The sequence below is a fragment of the Streptomyces sp. NPDC051913 genome (assembly GCF_044593635.1).
Lineage (GTDB): Bacteria > Actinomycetota > Actinomycetes > Streptomycetales > Streptomycetaceae > Streptomyces.
The window spans coordinates 436,774-454,811 of the sequence record NZ_JBIUCI010000003.1 but is presented as its reverse complement, the minus strand read 5'-3'; the positions used below and the strand labels follow the sequence as shown (position 1 = coordinate 454,811).

Sequence of the window (18,038 nt, the reverse complement as noted above, 5' to 3'; positions counted from 1 at the left end):
AGGAAGAAGGTCAGTTGGCGGCGGCCACGGGCTCCGGCGTCTCGGCCGCCGGTGCCTCGGTCTGCCGTACGCCGGGCTTGGCGCCGAGGACCAGGGCCGCGCCGAGGGCGGCGACGGCGGCGCAGACGATCCAGTGCAGCGGGGCGTTGATGCCGTAGAGCAGACCGCCGACGGCCGGGCCGAGGGTGCCGCCGAGGGTGTGGGCGAGGCCCTCGGCGCCCTGGTAGCGGCCACGGAGGTGGGCCGGGGAGAACTCGGCCGGGTAGGCGTTGGCGATCGGGGTGTAGATCGTCTCGGCGACGGTCCACACGACGACCGTCAGGGCCAGCAGCCACACGGCGCTCACGGCACCGGTCAGGCCCATGCCCGCGCCGAGCAGCAGCAGGCCGAGGGCGATGACGCGGCGCGGGTCGCGGCGCTCGGTGTGCTTGGTCAGGGGCAGCTCGATGACCACGCAGAGCAGGGCGTTGAGGCCGAGGAGGAGACCGTAGGCCGTGTTGGACAGGCCGGCGTCGGTGACGTGCAGCGGGAGGGTCGCGGTGGCCTGGCCGTAGACGAAGGTGGCGGCGACCATCGAGAGCAGGAACAGGACGTAGGGGCGGTCGGTGAAGACCTCGCGGTAGCCGCCCTTGCCGGTCGCCTCGGAGACGGTGACCGCCGCCTTCGGGGGTCGGCCGGCGGGCAGGAGCAGCAGGGCCAGGGTGCCGAAGGCGAAGGAGAACATGGCGTCGCCCGCGAACAGGTACGTGTACGAGGCCGCACTGAGCAGACCGCCGACGAGCGGGCCGACCGCCATGCCGACGTTGACGGCGAGCCGCAGCACCGCGAAGGCCATCACCCGCTGCTCGCCCTCGACGACGTCGACGAGCAGGGCGCCGGCCGCCGGGCGGTAGAGCTGGGCGAAGACACCGACCAGGCCGACCAGCGCGGTGGTGGTGACGAGGCCGTCGGTGAAGGGCACCGCGGCGGTGGCCGCCGCCGAGCCGAACATCGACACGGCGATGGCGCTGCGCCGGCCGAACCTGTCGGCGACCGTGCCGCCGATCATGTTGCCCACGAACGTGCCGAGACCGACCACGGCCAGCGCGAGGCCCGCCTGGGCGGCGGAGAAGCCCTGGGCGACCAGGAAGAGCACGAGGAAGACGTTGAGGAAGTTCCCGAACTTGATCAGGAACATCCCCGCGAAGATCACCCAGGCGCTGCGGGGCAGTTGGCGCAGGCGTCGGTGCAGGGGGGCGGTGTCCGCCATGAGGGGCTCTCCTTGGGGGCCTTGGGGATTCGGTCAGCAGGCGGACGCCAACTGCCTTGTTCAGGAGGGAAGGTCGGATGCGGTCTCGGCCGGCTGGGGGACGCGGCGCGCCGCCACCAGCACGGAGGCGAGCACCCCGCACAGCGCCGCGATGACGACGGCGAAGAACGTGGTCAGCTGGTCGAGCGCGCCGGTCGCGTAGCCGTAGCTGTCGGTCTCCGCCACGAAATAGGTCTGGAGGGTGATCTTCAGCCCCGCGCCGACGAGCGTGAGCAGAAACGCCATGGTGCTGAGAACGATGAGGAATGCCCGGGTGCGGGGCTCGTACATTGGCCGCATGACCTCGATGTTCCCGGCCGGGAGACGGCCGGGGAAGGGAATCGGGCGGGCACCAAAGTGCGTGGCACGAAAGTGCCAGCGACCCTTTTCCGAAGGTCTGCTGCGTCTTTTGTGCCGGGCATTCTTGTGCCACCCGGAAAGTATTTTCCCACGGGAATTCATGACACAGAGTTCTCGGCATGACCCAGCAATCAACGACCTCGCGGTCCACCGGTGACCACACGCTTCTCGTCGTGGGCGGCCGGATCCAGACGCTGCGCAAGGCGGCCGCCCTCGGTATCCGCTTCGTGCTGATCCAGCACCAGGACCACTTCGTGCCGGAGGCGGCCAAGCTCGCCGAGGCCGTGATCATCGCCGACTACACCGACTGGGAGACCACCCGCCCGCTGATCGAGGCCGCGCATGTCGCGTACGGCTTCACCCGGGTCGTGTCGATCACCGAGCCCGGTCTGGTGCCGGCCGCGCGGATCAGCGACCACCTGGGCCTGGGCGGCACCACCGAGCGCACCGCCGAACTCCTGCACGACAAGCGGGCGATGCGCGATCTGCTGGCCGCCTCGGAGGGCACCCGGGACCTGTCGGTCGCCGCCGCCGAGGTCACGAGCGCGGAGGACCTCGTCGCCTTCGGTGCCGAGCACGGCTACCCGTTCGTGCTCAAGCCGGCCGACGCCACCGCCAGCCTCGGTGTCGAGCGCATCGACGGCCCCGAGCAGGCCGCCGCCGCGTGGGCGAACGTGGAGGCGCTGCGGGCCCGCACCGACCTTCAGTGGGGGAACTTCTTCCACATCGAGCGCTTCCTGGTCGAGCAGTACATCTCCGGGCCGGAGTTCAGCGTGGAGTCCTTCTCCTTCGCGGGCCGGCACATCGTCCTCGCGATCACGGAGAAGCTGACCGGTGGCGAGAACGGGTTCATCGAATTCGGGCACGCCCTGCCGGCCCGCCTCACCCCCGAGCAGGAGCGCAGCGTCGAGGACACGGTCGCCCGCTTCCTGGACGCCCTCGGCCTCACCGACGGCGCCGCCCACACCGAGCTGCGTCTCACCCCCACCGGCCCGAAGATCATCGAGAGCCACAACCGCATGGGCGGCGACCGCATCTTCGACCTGCTCAACGCCGCCTACGGCATCGACATCGAAGAGTGGATCGTGGCCTGGCAGTTCGAGCTGATCCCGGTCCTGGACGCCCGCCCGGTGCCGGAGCGCTCCGCCGCCACCCGCTTCCTGTCCGCCCGCCCCGGCACGGTCGTCGAGGTGCAGGGCGCCGAGGAGGCCAAGGAGCTGGCCGACGTCATCGACGTCGAGACCACCGTCAAGCCCGGCGACGTCCTGGGCGAGCTGCGCGGCAACTGGGACCGCGCGGGCCAGGTCCTCACCACCGGCCCGGACACCACGGCGGCGATCGCCACCGCCGAGGCCCTGCTGGAGCAAGTCACCGTAGTCACCGTCGAGTTGGAGCAGAAGGTCGCGGCATGAGCAACAAGATCCTGCTGATCATGCGGAACACCTACGCGTGGCACCGCGAGCACATCGAGACGCTGGAGCGGATGGGTCTGGAGATCCACCTGGCCACCGGCGTCAAGCAGGCCGCCGACGACGGCCGTTTCGCCTCCGTGGTGCCGATCCCGGAGGAGCTGGAGGGCGAGTCGATGGCCCGCTTCTGCGCCGAGGAGGCCGGCAGGCTGGGCATCGACACGGCGATCACCTTCTACGACAGCGACATCGCCGTCACCTCCCGCGCCAACCAGCTGCTCGGCCACTCCTGGCCGCGCCCCGAGGCCGACGCGATCTCCCGCGACAAGCAGCTCCAGCGCAATTTCCTCACCGAACACGGCCTGCCCGCACCGCAGTTCGCCGGAGTGACCGGCGTGGAGACGGGCCTCAAGGCCGCCGAGGACTTCTCCTTCCCCTTCATCGTCAAGCCCAGCGCCCTCGCCGCGAGCATCGGCGTCAGCCTGGTCCGTGACCGCGACGAGCTGGAGCGGGCGCTCACCGACGTGGCGCGCCTCGCCGAGGAGTGGGGCGGCTACTTCCCGAGCGACGGCCCCGAGATCGCCCTCATCGAGGAGTTCCTGCCCGGCAAGGAGGTCACCCTCGACGGCGTGGTCGTCGACGGCGCGTTCCACCTCGTCGGCGTCACCAACAAGATGCAGATGCCCGGCCCCTACTTCGAGGAGGACTTCTACACCCTGCCCTTCCGCACTCCGGAGGAGGAGCCGGGCCTGGTCGCGGTCGCCGAGGGCATCGTCGCCGGACTCGGGGTCAGGAACTGCCTGTTCAACGCCGAGTTCCGGCAGGACGCCCAGGGCCGTTACCGGGTCGTGGAGTTCGCCACCCGCATGAGCGGCGGCCAGAACTACCGCAACCTGCGCGAGGTGCACGGCATCGACGCCGTACGGCTCTACGCCAAGGCCGTGCTCGCCGGTGACGACGCCGAGAAGCGGGCCGCCGTGCTCGACGGCGAGGTCCGCCGCGCCGCCACCCCCCGCGCCGCGACCTGCATCAAGTTCGCCTACCGGACCGGCACGCTGGTCCGCAACAACCCCGGCGACGCCTACCACTCCCCCTACTTCCGCTCCTACATCCCCGCCTCCAAGCCCGGCGACCGGCTGCGCCGCGCCCCCGAGGGCTGGTACGAGATCGCCGGCTCGCTCGCCGTCGCCGCGCCCTACCGAGGCGTGGAGGACGTCGACCGGGTGGAGCGGATCGCGGCCGACCTTGACGAGCAGCTCGACGTCGTGATGGTGCCGCCCGTCGTCAGGGGCGCCGCGTGATCTTCCGTGCGGGCATCACCGAGCCCACCGCCATCGACCCCTACAAGGCCCAGGAGGGCGAGGGCATCCAGGTCTGCAAGGCGCTGTTCACCGGCCTGCTGGCCCTGGACGAGGCCGGGGAGCTGATCCCGGCCACGGCGACCGCGTGGGAGTCCGACCCGACGGCCACCACCTGGACGTTCCGGCTGCGCACCGACACCGTCTTCAGCGACGGTGAGCCGGTCACCGCGCACAGCTTCGTGCGCGGCTGGCGCCGGGCCCTCGACCCGGAGGCCAACACCGAGACCGCCTACCATCTGGCCGGCGTACGGGACTTCACGGCCGTGGACGACGCCACGCTGGTCGTCGAACTCGCCGAGCCCGACGTCCAGTTCGACCTCAAGACGCTCCAGCCGATCTTCTTCCCGGTGCCGTCCTGGACGCCGGCCGCGCTGGAGGCGTCGTACAACGATCTCCCCGTCGGCAACGGACCTTTCGTGATGGACGGACCCTGGCGGCACGGCGAGTCGATCCGGCTGCGGCGCAACGAGCGGTGGTTCGGACCGGCTCCGGAGATCGAGGAGATCCACTTCGACATCCTCGACCCGGTCACCGCCCTGGACGACGAGTACGCCCGGTTCGTGGACGGTACCTACGACTACGCCCGGATTCCCCCGGCGAAGACGCGGGAGGCGGCTCAGCGGGCCGGCTACCTGGAGCAGGAGGGCGCCGGGCTCTTCTACCTCATTCCGTTCTGTCACCAGGCGCCGATGGACTCCGTCGAGGCGCGGCGCGCTGTGTCGGCCGCCATCGACCGGCAGGGCCTCATCGACACCTACTTCCACGGCAGCCGTACGGCCGCGCACTCGCTGCTGTCGCCGTGGTTCGGCAAGGCGCACACACCGCGCGGGGAGATGGGGGAGGAGGACTGGACGGCGTACGACCCGCAGAAGGCGCGGGAAGCAGCCGCGCGAGCGGGACTCGGTCCCGGTACGCGGGTCGACCTCGCCTACAACACCGGTGCCGGGCACGACGACTGGGTCATCGCCCTCGCCAAGGGGCTGGAGCAGGTCCACGGCTGGCAGGTCGAGTTGCTGCGCACCGACGCGCGCGGCCTCGTCGACCACCGTACGTCGGTGGCGGCGGCGGGGCTGTGCCGGGCCGGCTGGGCCTGTGACTACCCCACCCCCGACAACATGCTCTTCCCGCTGCTGCACTCCTCGTGCACCGCGCCCGACGCCGAGGGCACCGCCCACGGCGACAACGAAGGGCGGTACGTGGACGCCGAGTTCGACGCCCTGGTGGCCCGCGCCCGCGCCGCCACCGACCCCGCCGAACGCGTCGACGCCTGGCGGCGGGCCGACCGGATCGCGATCCGCGACCTCGCCCTCGTCCCCCTCTGGTACCGCACCGACCAGCGCGTGTACGCGGCCGACCGCATCGGCGGTCTGCGCATCGACTTCGACGGCAACCCGACCTTCACGACCGTGACCGCAAGGAGCACCCAGCGATGAGCACCACTCCCGTGTACGACATCCTCGGCATCGGCTTCGGGCCCGCCAACCTCGCCCTCGCCATCGCCCTGGAGGAGCGGAACTCCCCGCTGACCGCACGCTTCCTGGAGGCCCGCCCGAGCCCGGAGTGGCAGCCGGGGATGCTCCTGGACGGCTCCGACATCCAGAACCACCCCAGCCGCGACCTGGTGACCCTGCGCAACCCGCGCTCCCGCTACAGCTTCCTCAACTACCTGCACGAGCAGGGCCGGCTGCTGCGCCACCTGAACCTCCCCTCGGAGTTCCCGCTGCGCAAGGAGTACGCCGGGTACATCCGCTGGGCCGCCGGCTTCTTCTCCCACCTCGTCGACTGCAACCAGCGGGCCGAGGGCCTCCAGGTCGTGGAGGAGAACGGGGAGCGGCTGTATGAGGTGACGACCATGTCGGGGCAGCGGTACCTCGGCCGCACGCTGGTGATGGGTCCCGGGCGGACGCCTTACATCCCGGCGCCGTACGACTCGCTCCGCGGCGAGCGGGTGTTCCATCTGACCCAGTACCTGCCGAAGCTCGCCTCGCTGACGGCTTCCGGTGAGCCGGCCTCTGTCGCGGTCATCGGCGGCAGCCAGAGTGCGGTGGAGCTGGCGCTGGACCTCGGGCGGCGCTTCCCGCGGGCTCGGGTGACCACCTACACGCGGTCGCACTCGCTGCGACAGAAGGACACCAGCCCGTTCAGCGAGGAGGGGTACTTCCCCGAGTTCACCGACTACTACTTCCGTGCCTCGCGGGACGGCAAGAAGGCCCTCGACGCGTTCATGCACCCGACGAACTACTCGTCCGCCGACATCGACGTGCTGCGTGAGCTGTACCTGGAGATCTACGAGCAGGAGCTCGACGGGGACCAGCGGCTGTTCGTGCGCGGCAACCTGCAGGCCGTGTCGGTGGCCGAGGCGGACGGGCGGGTGAACATCGACTTCCTGGAGCGCAACACCGGGGAGACGGTGACGGACTCGGTCGACTTCGCCGTGCTGGCCACCGGGTTCCGGAACATGGGGCCGGGGGCGCACGAGGAGTTGTGCCCGCCTCTTATGGCCGGGCTGGCCGGGCTGTTCGCCAAGGAGGCGGACGGGCGGCTTGAGGTGGGTGTCGATTACGCGCTCAAGGCTGTGGCGGACGGGACGCCGCCGCTGTTCCTGAACGGGCTGTGCGAGTCGAGCCATGGGATCGGTGACGCCGGGTCGTTCAGCTTGCTGTCTCTTCGGGCGGCGACGTTGACGGACTCGTTGAGTGCGGTGCTTTCGAGTAACGACCGGAGCGCCGTTCTGGCTGCGGCCTGAGTGTCGCTGCCAGTCCGTTGTGGCTGGTCGCGCCCACGCGGCGGAGCCGCAAATCGACACAGCCCCGTGCCCCTAAAAGACAGGCGTCTCCCTTACCCCTTGGAAGGCACTACCCTCCATGACCGCAACCATTGATCACGCCGCCCCCACCTCCCCCGGGTACCCCGGTCCCTACGTCTCCGGCACCCTCCCCGGGCCCCTCAGTGCCGAGCTGCTCGACCGGCAGGCCGCCCGCGAGTCCAACTCACGCTCCTATCCGCGAAAACTTCCCATAGCCATACGACGTGGCAAGGGGAGCTATGTGGAAGATCTCGACGGAAACGTCTTCCTGGACTTTCTCTCCGGGGCCGGGGTGCTCTCCCTCGGACACAATCACCCCGAACCTCTCGCCGCCGCCCACCGCCAGCTCGACGAGTTCGTGCACGGGCTGGATTTCCCCACCCCCATCAAGGACGAGTTCACCTCGCTGACCATCGGGATGCTGCCGGCGCCGATGCGGGAGCGGACGAAGATCCACTTCTGTGGGCCGACCGGCGCCAACGCCGTGGACGCGGCGCTGAAGCTGTGCAAGACCGCCACCGGGCGTGAGGAGATCATCACCTTCCAGGGCGGGTTCCACGGCGCGACCATGGCCGCGATGAGCGTCACCGGGCTCGTCGAGCAGAAGGAACCGGTGCGTGGCCGGATGCCTGGCGTGCACTTCTTCCCGTACTCCAACTGCCACAGCTGCCCGCTGGGGCTGAAGCGGGAGAACTGCGAGGTCAACTGCGCCACCTTCCTGGAGCGTGCCCTCACCGACGTCAACGGCGGCATCACCCTTCCCGCCGCCGTGATCATGGAGCTGGTGCAGGGCGAGGGCGGCGTCATTCCGGCCGACGTGGAGTTCGTGCGGCGGGTGCGTGAGGTCACCAGGCGGCTCGGGATTCCGATGATCGTCGACGAGGTGCAGAGCGGGTGCGGGCGTACCGGTACCTGGTTCGCCTTCGAGCAGTACGGCATCGAGCCCGATGTGGTGTGCGCCTCCAAGGCGCTCAGCGGCATGGGGCTGCCGGCCTCCGTGATCCTCTACGACGAGAAGCTGGACGCCTGGGCGCCGGGCGCCCACAGCGGCACCTTCCGCGGCAACCAGCCCGCCTTCGCCGCCGCCGTGGCCACCCTCAAGGTCGTCGCGCGGGACCGGGTGCTGGAGAACGTCCGTGCCCGGGCCGAGCAGTTGATGGTTCATCTCCAGGGGCTGCGAGGCGTGAGCCCGTACGTCGCCGATGTGCGCGGGCTCGGGCTGATGACCGGTGTCGAGCTCAACGACCCCGTCACCGGGCAGCCCGCCAGCGAGCTCGCCAAGCGGGTGCAGTGGGAGGCCGTCAGCCGTGGGCTGATCCTCGAACTCGGCGGGCGTGACGACTGCGTCGTGCGCATGCTGCCGCCCCTGAACTGCTCCGAGCAGGAGATCGACATCGCCGGACGCATCCTGCGCGAGGCCCTCACCGCCGCCGAGGAGGCCCTCCGATGAGCGCTCACGACGTCCATGACCTGGTCGTCGCCGGGTTCGGGCCCTCCGGGATCGCCCTCGCCGCCGCCGTCGAGGACCACGACGACGCCAACGGGGGTGTGCTCAGCGCCCGTTACCTGGAGAAGGCCGGCGACTCCGCCTGGCAGCCCAACCTCGTTCTGCCCGGCACCGACATCCAGCACCACTTCCTGCGCGACTTCGCCACACCCCGTGACCCGCGCTCCCGCTTCGGGTTCCCGAGCTACATCCACCAGACCGGCCGCTTCTACCCGTTCACGCTGATGGGCGGCTACCCGAGCCGCCTGGAGTGGTCGGATTACGTGCAGTGGGCGGCCGGGCAGGTGCGCGGCCGGGTCGACTACCACCGTGAGGTGCTCGCGGTGGAGCCCGTGGTGGGGGACGGCGGGCGGGTGCTCAGTGCCCGGGTCGTCTCGCGTGATCCTCGCGACGGGTCCGTGCACCGCGTCGAGGGGCGCAACATCGCCCTCGCCACCGGGCATGTGGCCTACGTCCCCGAGGTGTTCCGGGGGGCGCTCGGCGAACGGGTGTTCCACGCCTCCCAGTTGCTGCCCAAGCTCGCCGCCCTCGGCTCCCTGGACCGTGTCGCCGTCATCGGCGCCGGGCAGACCGCCGGTGAGATCGTGCTGCATCTCGCCGGGCAGAACCCCGACGCCCACATCCACTCCCTGGTCCGGCACGCCGGCTTCCGGATGTACGAGCTGGGCCACTTCAGCAACGAGGTGTACTTCCCCGACGAGACCGACTACTTCTACGCCCTCGGCGACGACGAGCGCGAGCGTGCCCTGAACCAGGCTCGGGCCACCAACTACGCCGCCGTGGACCCGGACGTCTCGACCGGGCTGTACCAGGCGGTCTACCAGGACCGGCTCACCGGGCGGCAGCGGCTGCACATGCACCGGCGGACCGATGTCCGGGAGGTCTCCGTCGTCGGGGACGCCGTACGCCTGGAGACCGAAGAGGTCTTCACCGGGGAGCGCGGCGTCATCGAGGCCGACGCCGTCATCGTCTGCACCGGCTACCGCGAGCCTGCCTTCCCCCGTCAACTGGAGGCGTTCAAGCCCTACTTGAAGGTGGACGCGCAGGGGCGGCCGGAGGTGACCCGCGCCTATCGCGCCGAGACCACCGACGACTGCGAGGTGGGTCTCTACCTCGACGGCCTCACCGAGTGGCGGCACGGCATCGGCTCCGCCACCTCCTTCAGCCAGATGGCCGCCAAGGCCGACACCATCCACCGCGACCTGCGCAGCCGACTGCGGCAGCCCGTCGCCGCATGAACGGGGGGACCCCATGAGCGAGCAGAAGAAGAGCTTGATGCACGTGTTCACCGCGCACGAGGAGGACATGGTCTTCGAGGAGCCGTACAACGTCAGTGGCCGACGCATCTTCCCCTGGCCCGGCGCGGTCGAGGAGCCCTTCTGGGGCGGCGCCTGGGTGGACGTGGCGCCCGGTGAGACGTCCACCGCGCACCATCACGACGAGAACGAGATGTTCTTCATCACCGAGGGCAGCGGCGTCATGCGCATCGGCGAGGAGACGCGCCGGGTGCGGGCCGGGGAGACGGTGTTCATCACGCCGTACCAGGACCACGACCTGACCAACGACGGCGAGACCCGGCTGCGGTTCGTCACCATCTGGTGGGGCGGCGCCGAGGCGGTCGCCCGCGAACGCGCCAAGTGGGCCTCGGTGTTCGAGATCGACGACCCGTCCGGCCCGGTCAACTCCCGTGTGGTGGCAGGGGTGTCCGTCTGATGAGTCCCATCGTGCACGCGCACGCCGACGCCGTGGTCGTCGGCGGCGGGGTGATCGGCGCGGCCATCGCGCACCAGCTCGCGCTGGCCGGGCTCGGCCGGATCGTGCTGTGCGACCAGGGCCGGGTCAACGCCCAGGGCGCCACGTCCCGTTCGGGCGGTCTGCTGCGGCTGCACCACACGTCCGTCGCCGACACACGGCTGGCCGCACGCTCCCTGCCGGTCTTCGAGCAGTGGGCCGATGTCATCGGCGGGGACTGCGGCTACCGGCGCACCGGGTTCGTGATGATCGTCGGTGACAACCACGCCGAGGACCTGCGGCAGAACGCCGACGCGACGACGGACGCCGCCGGGCACCGGCGCGTCGAGATCGTCGAGCCGGGCGAGCTGAAGGAGATCTATCCCGGGCTCAGCACCGAGAACATCGCGCTGGCCGCCTACGAGCCCGAGGGCGGCTACGCCGACCCGATGATGGCCTCCGGGGCGCTGCTGGCCGCCGCCTACCGGCTCGGGGTCTCCCCGTCCGAGGGCATCCGGGCGATGAAGGTCCTGGAGCACGCCGGTGTCGTCACCGGCGTCCTCACCTCCATCGGCCGTATCGACTCCCCGCTGGTCGTCCTCGCGGGCGGCGCCTGGGGGTCCGCTCCCGCCGAGTACCTCGGCGTCCACATCCCGGTGACCGCCCGCCGGATCGGCCTCGCGCAGGCCGAGCTGCCGGGTGCCGGGCGGCGCGGCTCGCGGGCCTCGGTGCCCACCTGCATCGACGACACCACCGGCTCCTACTTCCGGCCCGACGGCCTGGACCGCTTCTACTTCGGTGTGCCCAGCAAGCCCGACACCGAGCTGGGCCGGGACGTGGAGCCGCTGACGCAGGCCGAACTGGAGGCGGCGATCAACGCGATCGCGGTCCGGGTCCCGCAGGCCGCCACGGCCCCGCTGGCCGGCACCCGCTCAGGCCTCGACGGCTACACGCCGGACAAGCGCCCCGTCGTGGGCGCCGCCGGGCCCGACGGGCTCTACCTCGCCCTCGGCTTCAGCGGCGGCGGCTTCAAGATGGCGCCCGCCGTCGCGGAGCTCGCCGCGCGGGAGATCATCGACGGCGGTGCCGTACCCGGCAAGGCGGTCCAGGAACTCCTGGAGCCCTACCGGCCGCAGCGGTTCCTCGCGGGCCGGCCGGTCAGACCGGAGGCGCCGTATGACCACATGTGAGCCAGGGCCGCGACTGCGGGCGCTGCTCGCCGAGGACATCGCCACCGTCCTCGCCAAGGACCCCGCCGCCTCCTCCCGCGCCGAGGTGCTGCTCTACCCGCACATCCACGCCCTGTGGACGTACCGGATCGCGCACCGCCTCTGGCGGCGCGGGCACCGCTTCACCGCCCGCGCCCTGTCGCTGCTGGCCCGCGCGGTGAGCGGCATCGAGATCCACCCGGGGGCGCGGATCGGCCGCCGCTTCTTCGTCGACCACGGCACCGCCGTCGTCATCGGCGAGACCGTCCGCATCGGCGACGACGTGATGCTGTACCACCAGGTGACGCTCGGCTCGGTCGGCTGGTGGAAGGACCTGCGGCGCCCGGCAGGATCCCGCCGCCACCCCGTCGTCGGCGACCGCGTGATCATCGGCACCGGCGCCAGCGTGCTGGGCCCGGTCACCGTCGGCTCCGACTCCCGCGTCGGCGCCCACGCCATCGTCCTGGACGACCTCCCGCCGCACAGCCGCGTGGTGGCCCCGACCTGCGAGGTGCTCCCGGCGCTCGACACCGGCGCCGTCCCGGAGCCCGCCCTCAACCAGCTCGCCTCCTAAGCCTTCTAAGGACTTCACGACCATGACCTCGTACGTCGTCACCAGCGCCCCGCCCAACCCCAACGGCGACCTCCACCTCGGCCATCTCTCCGGCCCGTTCCTCGGCGCCGACATCCTCAGCCGGCACCTCCGCCAGCGCGGCAACGACGTCCGTTACGTCGGCTACTCCGACGAGCACTCCTGCTACGTCCCGCGCCGCGCCGCCGAGATCGGCTCCACCGCGTACCCGACGGCCAAGCTGTTCGGCGACCGCATGGAGCAGACGCTGTCGCTGGGCTCCATGCACCACGACTGGTTCACCCGCCCGCTGACCGACTCCACGCACACCGAGTTCGTCCAGCGCTTCTTCCTTGAGCTGTGGAACGCGGGCGCGCTGAAGGTCGAGGAGCTGCCCGTCTTCCGCTGCGAGCCCTGCGACCGCTATCTGTACGAGGCCGAGGTGCGCGGCGAGTGCCAGTTCTGCGCCGACCCCTCCGACGGCATCTACTGCGAGGCCTGCGGTCTCGCCCAGGACCCGGCCGGCGTCGCCAACCCCAAGTGCACGTCCTGCTGGCAGGAGCCGGGCCTGACCACCCTGCGCCGGATCGTCTTCCCGCTCGACGACTACCGCGACCGCCTCCAGGCCTACTACACGGAAGCCCAGTCGAAGGCGGAATGGCGCCCGCGCCTGATCTCCTACCTGGACGGCCTGTTCGAGCGGACGCTCCCCGACACCCCGATCTCCCGCGAGGCCGACTACGGCATCCCGGTCCCGCTGGAGGGCTGGGAGGGACACATCCTCGACACCTGGTTCAGCGGCATCTTCGGCTACGCCGCCGCCACCGCCCGGCTGTCGGAGGCGCACGGCGACAAGGGCGAGTGGGAGCGCCTGTGGACGAACCCCGACACGAGGATCATCAACTTCATCGGCTTCGACTGCTCCTTCTCCCACGCCGTCCTGTGGCCGGCCCTCCTGCTCGCCCAGGGCACGCTGACGCTGCCCTCCCAGGTCGTGATCAACGAGTTCTACCGGCTGGAGGGCGACAAGTTCTCCACCAGCCGCGGCCACGCCATCTGGGGCGGCGAGTTCCTGCGCCGCGTCAACGCCGACGCGCTGCGCTTCCACCTCGCCCTGACCGGCCCCGAGCGGGAGCAGAACAACTTCTCCATGAAGGAGTTCGCCGACACCGTCAGCACGGTCCTCGCCGGTGGCATCGAGCGCTGGACGGACACCGTCCTCGACCTGCTCTCCCAGGACTTCCAGTCGACGGTCCCCGCCACGCCCCTCTCCGTCACCTTCCTCGACGAGGACCGCGCCGAACTGCCGGACCGTATCGCCGCCGCGCTCGGTGCGGAGACCTTCTCCCCGCAGAAGGCCGCCGCCGAACTGGCCGTGGTCGTCGACCGTGCCGTGGACGACCTGCGCCAGCTGTCCCTCGTACGCGCCGCGGGCCCCCGCGAGGAGTACGCCGCCCGCCTCGTCGCCCACCTCGAACTCCTCGCGGCGGTCGCGGTCACCTCGGCCCCCCTGATGCCGGGCTGGTCCGCCCACCTCGCCGGACAGCTGGGCGTGCCGGTGGACATGACGACGCAGATGCCCCAGTGGGACCGCCTCGAAGCCCGGTTGGTCCCGGCGGGCACCCAACTGCCGGACGCGGCACCGCTGTTCTTCCACGAGCTGTCATGAAGGACGTGACGGCGGCCGCGGTCCGCACCCTCGCCGCCGTCCTCGGCGCCGGTGCCCTGCTGCTGCCCGCCGCCCTCGCCCCCGTCCCGGTCGGGTACTCCGCGGTGGTCGCGCTCGTGGTGGCCGCCTGGTGCCTGCTGGTCGCCTGGGCGGGGGGTACCGCGCAGGGCGGCGCGGTCGGCTTCGTGCGGCGGCGACTGGGGTTCGGGGCCGCACGGGCCGTCACCGGCCTGTACTTCGCCGGGTTCGCCACCGGGCAGGCCGCGGTCGCCCTGACGGCCGGGGAGTTCGCGGCCCGGCGGTGGGGTGACGCGTACGCGTGGTCGGTCGCCGTTCTGCTCGCCGCCGCCACCTGGGCCACCTATCGCCCCCGCCCGCTGTCGACACCGGTACGCCGGCTGCGGCTGGCGGCGGTGCTGGCGGCGGCCGGGGGATGGTGGGCGCTGGGCGGGGTCCCCGACGCCACCGCGTCCTGGTGGGCGCTGCTCCCGCTGCTCTTCGGCTGGGTCGGCGTCGAAGGCTCGGTGCCGGGCCGGGCGGGCCTGACCGGAACGCTGCTCGGCGTCACGGCCGCCGCCGCCCTGTACGCCGTACTCCTGCGCCCGCCCGCTCCCCTCGCCGACCTCCCCCTGGCACCCCTCGCCGCGCTCAGTGCCCTCACGCTCGCCCTCTACTGCCGCACCAACCTCCAGGCCACCGGAACCCGTTGGCACGAACTGACCAGCCGTCCGCAGGCGGAGGGTGCCGCGGCTGCCGCCACCCTCGCCCTCGTCACCCTCACCCTCGCCCATCTCGCGGGCGGCGGCACCGCCGTCCTGCTCCTGCTTCCCGGCACCGCGACCGCGGCCATCCTCACGGCCGTCGCCTGTGCCGCCGTCCACACCCTCACGAACCGATCCAAGGAGACCTCCCATGACCACGACCACCACCGCCGCCCCCTCGAAGGTGCTGCGCGTTCCCGCCGCTGACCCCGCCGAGGCGCTCGCCCACTTCCGTGGACGGCTGTCCTTCGAGGCCGACGCCTCCGACGTGCACGCCGACATCGAGTCCGGCGCGAAGGGGTTCGTGCTGATCGACACGCGCAGCGCCGAGGCGTGGGAGCAGGGACACATCCCGGGGGCCGTCCATCTGCCGACCGACGACATCGCCGAGCGGGCCGCCGAGCTGGTGCCGGCCGGGGCGATGGTCGTCACCTACTGCTGGGGGCCGGGCTGCAACGGGGCCACCCGTGCCGCGTACGCCTTCGCGGGCCTCGGCCACCCGGTCAAGGAGATGCTGGGCGGCTTCGAGTACTGGTCCCGCGAGGGCTTCGAGGTCCAGGACGCGGCCGGCGTCCGCCGGCAGGCGATCGACCCGCTGACGGCCCCGGTCAGCGGCATCGCCTGCGCCTGCTGAAGTCCGTATGCCACCATCCCGCGTCGGACAGCCCGCTGCGCCTGCCGAAGTCGCTCCGCAGCAGCCCGTCCGGGACAGCCCGCCGCCCCTGCTGAGGTCCCCAGCCGCATCCCCTGGAACAGCCCGCGCCGGACAGCCCGCTGCCCGCGCCGAAGTCCCTGTGCCGCGGTCGGTGTCGGCAGCCCCGTTGCCCGCGTCGAAGTCCCTGTGCCGCGGTCGGTGTCGGCAGCCCCGTTGGCTGCGCCGGAGTCCCTGTGCCGCGGTCGGCGTCGGTAGCCCCGTTGGCTGCGCCGGAGTCCCTGTGCCGCGGTCGGTGTCGGTAGCCCCGTTGGCCGCGCCGGAGTCCCTGTGCCGCGGTCGGCGTCGGCAGCCCGCCGCCCCCGCTGAAGTCCCCCTACAGCAACCCGTGTTCGACGGCTCGCTGGCCCAGCTGGAAGCGGCTCTGCGCGTCCAGTTTCTCCATCAGCTCGGAGATCAGGCGCCGTTCGCTGCGCAGTGAGATGCCGAGGCGGCGGGCGGCGGCCTCGTCGGTGTAGCCCTGGGCGAGCAGGCGGAGCAGTTCGCGGGGCTGGGAGCCGGGGTCGTCGAGGCTGCGGCGGGCCGGTTCGCCGAACGGGGTGGCGGTGTCCCACACGGCGTCGAAGAGGGCGCAGAACGCGGCGACCGCGCCGGGCTCGCGCAGCAGGACCGCGCCGAGGGAGCTGTCGTCCGGGTCGATCGGCACCAGGGCCTTCTGCCGGTCCAGGATGATCATCCGCATCGGCAGGGCGGGGACGGTGCGCAGTTCGCCGCTGCGCTCGGTGAGCCAGCGGGCGTGTTCGACGCTGACCTGGTCGTTGCGGATGGAGTCCTGGTAGACGCCCTTGACCGTGACGCCGCGGTCGAGGAGCCCGGTGGTGATCGGTTCGCTGGCCTCGAACTGGGCCGCGGGCTGCGGGCCGCCGGGGTGGAAGCTGATGATCTCCGTGCGGACGTCGGCGGTCAGCTCGGTGATCTTGGCGCGGACCGCCTCGACCCCGAGGAATCGTTCCGCCTCGTGCTCGGGTTCCTCGGGGTGGAGCTCGGCGTACTGGGTCAGCAGTGCGTCGGCGGCGGCCTGGCTCTCGGCGAGGGCGCGCTGCCGCTCGACGATCTCGGCCTGCTGGTGGGCGAGCAGGGAGTCGAGGGCCGCCTTGGGGGCGACCACCCGCAGTCGGCCGTCCCGGCGCCAGGTGGGGGTGAGCAGGGAGAGACGGGTCAGTTCCTCCAGCTCCTCGCGCACTACGTCCTCGGTGACGCCGAGTTCCTTGGCGGCATCCGCGACGGCCAGGTCCGGCCGTCTGAGAATGGCGCGGTACAGACGGTCGGACTGCTCGGTCAGTCCGAGAGAAACCAGCACGCAAGCCCCCCAGCTTCGTGTCACGGAGGGGCAGCGGGTCCCGACAACGCTGGCGGCACCTGGGGAACGGGCTCGTCCCAGCCCCGGCGCGGCCACTCCGTGGGTCAAGTCATGCGGAGGGATTGTGCCGCTCCGCGGGGTCCCACCACAAGCCTGTCCGGGGGATGGACGCGCAGGTCAGCAGCATGACGTGATCATGCTCGTGGCGGTTCACCGAGATCACCCCGGGAAAGTGTGAAGATCCCGTGTTCGCACGTCGGGCCGTCCGGACCGCCCGCTGGCACACATGTGCCAGATCGTTTCGTGCCACGGAAAACACGCGACTCGAGGATCACTCGAACCCCAGTATGGAGTCACGCCGAACCGCCCGGAACGGCCCAACTCCCGCTAAAACACCAATACTTGGGGGAACCAAATGCGCCGCATGCTCGCCACGATCGTCGCCGTCACCGCCGCCGCCCTGATCGCCGTCCTCGGTGCGAGCGACTCCGGCGCCGACGCGCAGACGACCACCGTGGCGACCGCGACGGTCACCGACCCGGGCTGGTCCTAGTCCACACCGGCACCACACAGAAGGGGCCCGGAACCGCCACACGGTTCCGGGCCCCTTCGCCTGTTCACCCGCATTTCATCTTCTGGGCCAGCCAGCTGCACCCGCCAAGGTTGTCGATCATGGCGGGCTCACAGGAGCCGTACAGGCGTCCCGACGGCTGCGCACAGCGGCCGTGGGTCTGATGGAGACGTACGTACTCACCGGAAGCCTGGAGGTAGCGATGGTTGTCGCCGTGCCGCTCGCACTGTTGCTGATCGTCGGAGCGGTGTTCGCGGTCGTCGCGCAGCGGCGGCGGCGTGATCCGGACCCCGCCGAGGCACCGCGGTCCCCCGACCCCCCGCGGCATGAGGGGCGCGTTGCCGCCGAGCGACTGCTCGACCGGCTCGGCGGAAGCCTGGCCGGACTCGATGCCGGAGGCGACCGCGCCGCCGCGCAGGCCCTCGCCGACGCCGCCGAACGCTGCCGGGCGGCCCGGGAGCAGCTCGTGGACGGCCGGTACGCGCAGGTGGGGCACACCGCCCTGGAAGGCCTGCACTACGTCCGCGCCGCCCGTACCGCCCTGCGCCTCGACCCCGGGCCGGTGCTGCCGGGCCTCGGCACCCCCGCCGTGACGGCGCGGGACGGGCGGGTGGTCGTCGCGACGGTCACCTACGTCGTCTCCAACCGCTGGCAGGACGCGACGCCCTACTACTACGCCGGTGGCGAGGTGGCCGGGCGCCGGCTGCCCGGGGGCTGGTACAGCGCCCCCTGGTGGGCGGCGGCAACGCCGGTGGCCGCGATGTGAAAGCGCCCGGGACCACAG

General features: G+C 71.5%; 17 protein-coding genes. 14 read left to right on the top strand and 3 right to left on the bottom strand.

Translation table 11 applies throughout. From position 1 onward, the window contains the following. Positions 1-10: 10 nt before the first annotated feature. Both ACIHIX_RS11110 and ACIHIX_RS11105 read right to left on the bottom strand, forming a co-directional pair. Positions 11-1,249: an MDR family MFS transporter gene (locus ACIHIX_RS11110; RefSeq protein WP_399953044.1), complete on the bottom strand. Its 1,239-nt coding sequence runs from the start codon at positions 1,247-1,249 to the stop codon at positions 11-13. Between the two features lie 60 nt (positions 1,250-1,309). Next, positions 1,310-1,588 (bottom strand): hypothetical protein, encoded by a 279-nt coding sequence (locus ACIHIX_RS11105; RefSeq protein ID WP_399953042.1) that lies wholly within the window; start codon positions 1,586-1,588, stop codon positions 1,310-1,312. A gap of 179 nt (positions 1,589-1,767) precedes the next feature. Between ACIHIX_RS11105 and ACIHIX_RS11100 the strand changes: the two genes are divergently transcribed. The 12 genes from ACIHIX_RS11100 to ACIHIX_RS11045 all read left to right on the top strand — a co-directional run bounded on the left by ACIHIX_RS11100 (position 1,768) and on the right by ACIHIX_RS11045 (position 15,305). Continuing rightward, positions 1,768-3,060, top strand: a complete 1,293-nt coding sequence (locus ACIHIX_RS11100) for an ATP-grasp domain-containing protein (protein WP_399953040.1) — start codon at positions 1,768-1,770, stop codon at positions 3,058-3,060. Next, entirely contained in the window at positions 3,057-4,358 is a 1,302-nt protein-coding gene (locus tag ACIHIX_RS11095) for an acetyl-CoA carboxylase biotin carboxylase subunit family protein (RefSeq protein ID WP_399953038.1), read from the top strand. The genes ACIHIX_RS11100 and ACIHIX_RS11095 overlap by 4 nt, the downstream gene beginning before the upstream one ends. Further along, positions 4,355-5,851, top strand: a complete 1,497-nt coding sequence (locus tag ACIHIX_RS11090; RefSeq protein WP_399953035.1) for an ABC transporter substrate-binding protein — start codon at positions 4,355-4,357, stop codon at positions 5,849-5,851. Before ACIHIX_RS11095 ends, ACIHIX_RS11090 begins: the two co-directional genes overlap by 4 nt. Then, complete coding sequence (locus ACIHIX_RS11085) at positions 5,848-7,164, top strand: lysine N(6)-hydroxylase/L-ornithine N(5)-oxygenase family protein (RefSeq protein ID WP_399953032.1); 1,317 nt, start codon at positions 5,848-5,850, stop codon at positions 7,162-7,164. Before ACIHIX_RS11090 ends, ACIHIX_RS11085 begins: the two co-directional genes overlap by 4 nt. Positions 7,165-7,282: 118 nt before the next feature. Beyond that, positions 7,283-8,674 carry a diaminobutyrate--2-oxoglutarate transaminase family protein gene (locus tag ACIHIX_RS11080; protein ID WP_399953029.1) on the top strand — a complete coding sequence of 464 codons (1,392 nt, stop codon included), beginning with the start codon at positions 7,283-7,285 and terminating at the stop codon, positions 8,672-8,674. Further along, on the top strand, positions 8,671-9,969 hold the full coding sequence (locus tag ACIHIX_RS11075) for a SidA/IucD/PvdA family monooxygenase (RefSeq protein ID WP_399953027.1): 1,299 nt from the start codon (positions 8,671-8,673) through the stop codon (positions 9,967-9,969). The genes ACIHIX_RS11080 and ACIHIX_RS11075 overlap by 4 nt, the downstream gene beginning before the upstream one ends. 13 nt (positions 9,970-9,982) lie before the next feature. Continuing rightward, entirely contained in the window at positions 9,983-10,444 is a 462-nt protein-coding gene (locus ACIHIX_RS11070) for a cupin domain-containing protein (RefSeq protein ID WP_399953024.1), read from the top strand. Continuing rightward, entirely contained in the window at positions 10,444-11,652 is a 1,209-nt protein-coding gene (locus ACIHIX_RS11065; RefSeq protein WP_399953023.1) for an NAD(P)/FAD-dependent oxidoreductase, read from the top strand. Before ACIHIX_RS11070 ends, ACIHIX_RS11065 begins: the two co-directional genes overlap by 1 nt. Beyond that, positions 11,639-12,244: a serine O-acetyltransferase EpsC gene (epsC, locus tag ACIHIX_RS11060; RefSeq protein WP_399953020.1), complete on the top strand. Its 606-nt coding sequence runs from the start codon at positions 11,639-11,641 to the stop codon at positions 12,242-12,244. Before ACIHIX_RS11065 ends, epsC begins: the two co-directional genes overlap by 14 nt. Before the next feature lie 22 nt (positions 12,245-12,266). Next, positions 12,267-13,910, top strand: coding sequence for a methionine--tRNA ligase (locus ACIHIX_RS11055; RefSeq protein ID WP_399953017.1), 1,644 nt, complete (start codon positions 12,267-12,269; stop codon positions 13,908-13,910). Beyond that, the gene (locus ACIHIX_RS11050) at positions 13,907-14,878 is read left to right on the top strand and encodes a hypothetical protein (RefSeq protein WP_399953014.1); all 972 of its coding nucleotides are present in this window, start codon (positions 13,907-13,909) and stop codon (positions 14,876-14,878) included. The genes ACIHIX_RS11055 and ACIHIX_RS11050 overlap by 4 nt, the downstream gene beginning before the upstream one ends. Then, positions 14,823-15,305 carry a rhodanese-like domain-containing protein gene (locus tag ACIHIX_RS11045; RefSeq protein WP_399953011.1) on the top strand — a complete coding sequence of 161 codons (483 nt, stop codon included), beginning with the start codon at positions 14,823-14,825 and terminating at the stop codon, positions 15,303-15,305. The genes ACIHIX_RS11050 and ACIHIX_RS11045 overlap by 56 nt, the downstream gene beginning before the upstream one ends. A 394-nt stretch (positions 15,306-15,699) precedes the next feature. Here ACIHIX_RS11045 and ACIHIX_RS11040 read toward each other — a convergent pair whose 3' ends face one another. After that, entirely contained in the window at positions 15,700-16,683 is a 984-nt protein-coding gene (locus tag ACIHIX_RS11040; protein WP_399953009.1) for a DUF6879 family protein, read from the bottom strand. Between the two features lie 415 nt (positions 16,684-17,098). On the opposite strand from ACIHIX_RS11040, the gene ACIHIX_RS11035 reads away from it, so the two are divergent. Continuing rightward, positions 17,099-17,236, top strand: coding sequence for a hypothetical protein (locus tag ACIHIX_RS11035; protein WP_399953006.1), 138 nt, complete (start codon positions 17,099-17,101; stop codon positions 17,234-17,236). A gap of 181 nt (positions 17,237-17,417) precedes the next feature. After that, complete coding sequence (locus tag ACIHIX_RS11030; RefSeq protein WP_399953003.1) at positions 17,418-18,020, top strand: hypothetical protein; 603 nt, start codon at positions 17,418-17,420, stop codon at positions 18,018-18,020. Positions 18,021-18,038: the final 18 nt, after the last annotated feature.

Coding starts and splice junctions, on each gene's coding strand:
- ACIHIX_RS11110 (WP_399953044.1), bottom strand. CDS start 1,249: ATGGCGGACACCGCCCCCCTGCACCGACGCCTGCGCCAACTGCCCCGC.
- ACIHIX_RS11105 (WP_399953042.1), bottom strand. CDS start 1,588: ATGCGGCCAATGTACGAGCCCCGCACCCGGGCATTCCTCATCGTTCTC.
- ACIHIX_RS11100 (WP_399953040.1), top strand. CDS start 1,768: ATGACCCAGCAATCAACGACCTCGCGGTCCACCGGTGACCACACGCTT.
- ACIHIX_RS11095 (WP_399953038.1), top strand. CDS start 3,057: ATGAGCAACAAGATCCTGCTGATCATGCGGAACACCTACGCGTGGCAC.
- ACIHIX_RS11085 (WP_399953032.1), top strand. CDS start 5,848: ATGAGCACCACTCCCGTGTACGACATCCTCGGCATCGGCTTCGGGCCC.
- ACIHIX_RS11080 (WP_399953029.1), top strand. CDS start 7,283: ATGACCGCAACCATTGATCACGCCGCCCCCACCTCCCCCGGGTACCCC.
- ACIHIX_RS11075 (WP_399953027.1), top strand. CDS start 8,671: ATGAGCGCTCACGACGTCCATGACCTGGTCGTCGCCGGGTTCGGGCCC.
- ACIHIX_RS11070 (WP_399953024.1), top strand. CDS start 9,983: ATGAGCGAGCAGAAGAAGAGCTTGATGCACGTGTTCACCGCGCACGAG.
- ACIHIX_RS11065 (WP_399953023.1), top strand. CDS start 10,444: ATGAGTCCCATCGTGCACGCGCACGCCGACGCCGTGGTCGTCGGCGGC.
- epsC (WP_399953020.1), top strand. CDS start 11,639: ATGACCACATGTGAGCCAGGGCCGCGACTGCGGGCGCTGCTCGCCGAG.
- ACIHIX_RS11055 (WP_399953017.1), top strand. CDS start 12,267: ATGACCTCGTACGTCGTCACCAGCGCCCCGCCCAACCCCAACGGCGAC.
- ACIHIX_RS11050 (WP_399953014.1), top strand. CDS start 13,907: ATGAAGGACGTGACGGCGGCCGCGGTCCGCACCCTCGCCGCCGTCCTC.
- ACIHIX_RS11045 (WP_399953011.1), top strand. CDS start 14,823: ATGACCACGACCACCACCGCCGCCCCCTCGAAGGTGCTGCGCGTTCCC.
- ACIHIX_RS11035 (WP_399953006.1), top strand. CDS start 17,099: ATGCGCCGCATGCTCGCCACGATCGTCGCCGTCACCGCCGCCGCCCTG.
- ACIHIX_RS11030 (WP_399953003.1), top strand. CDS start 17,418: ATGGAGACGTACGTACTCACCGGAAGCCTGGAGGTAGCGATGGTTGTC.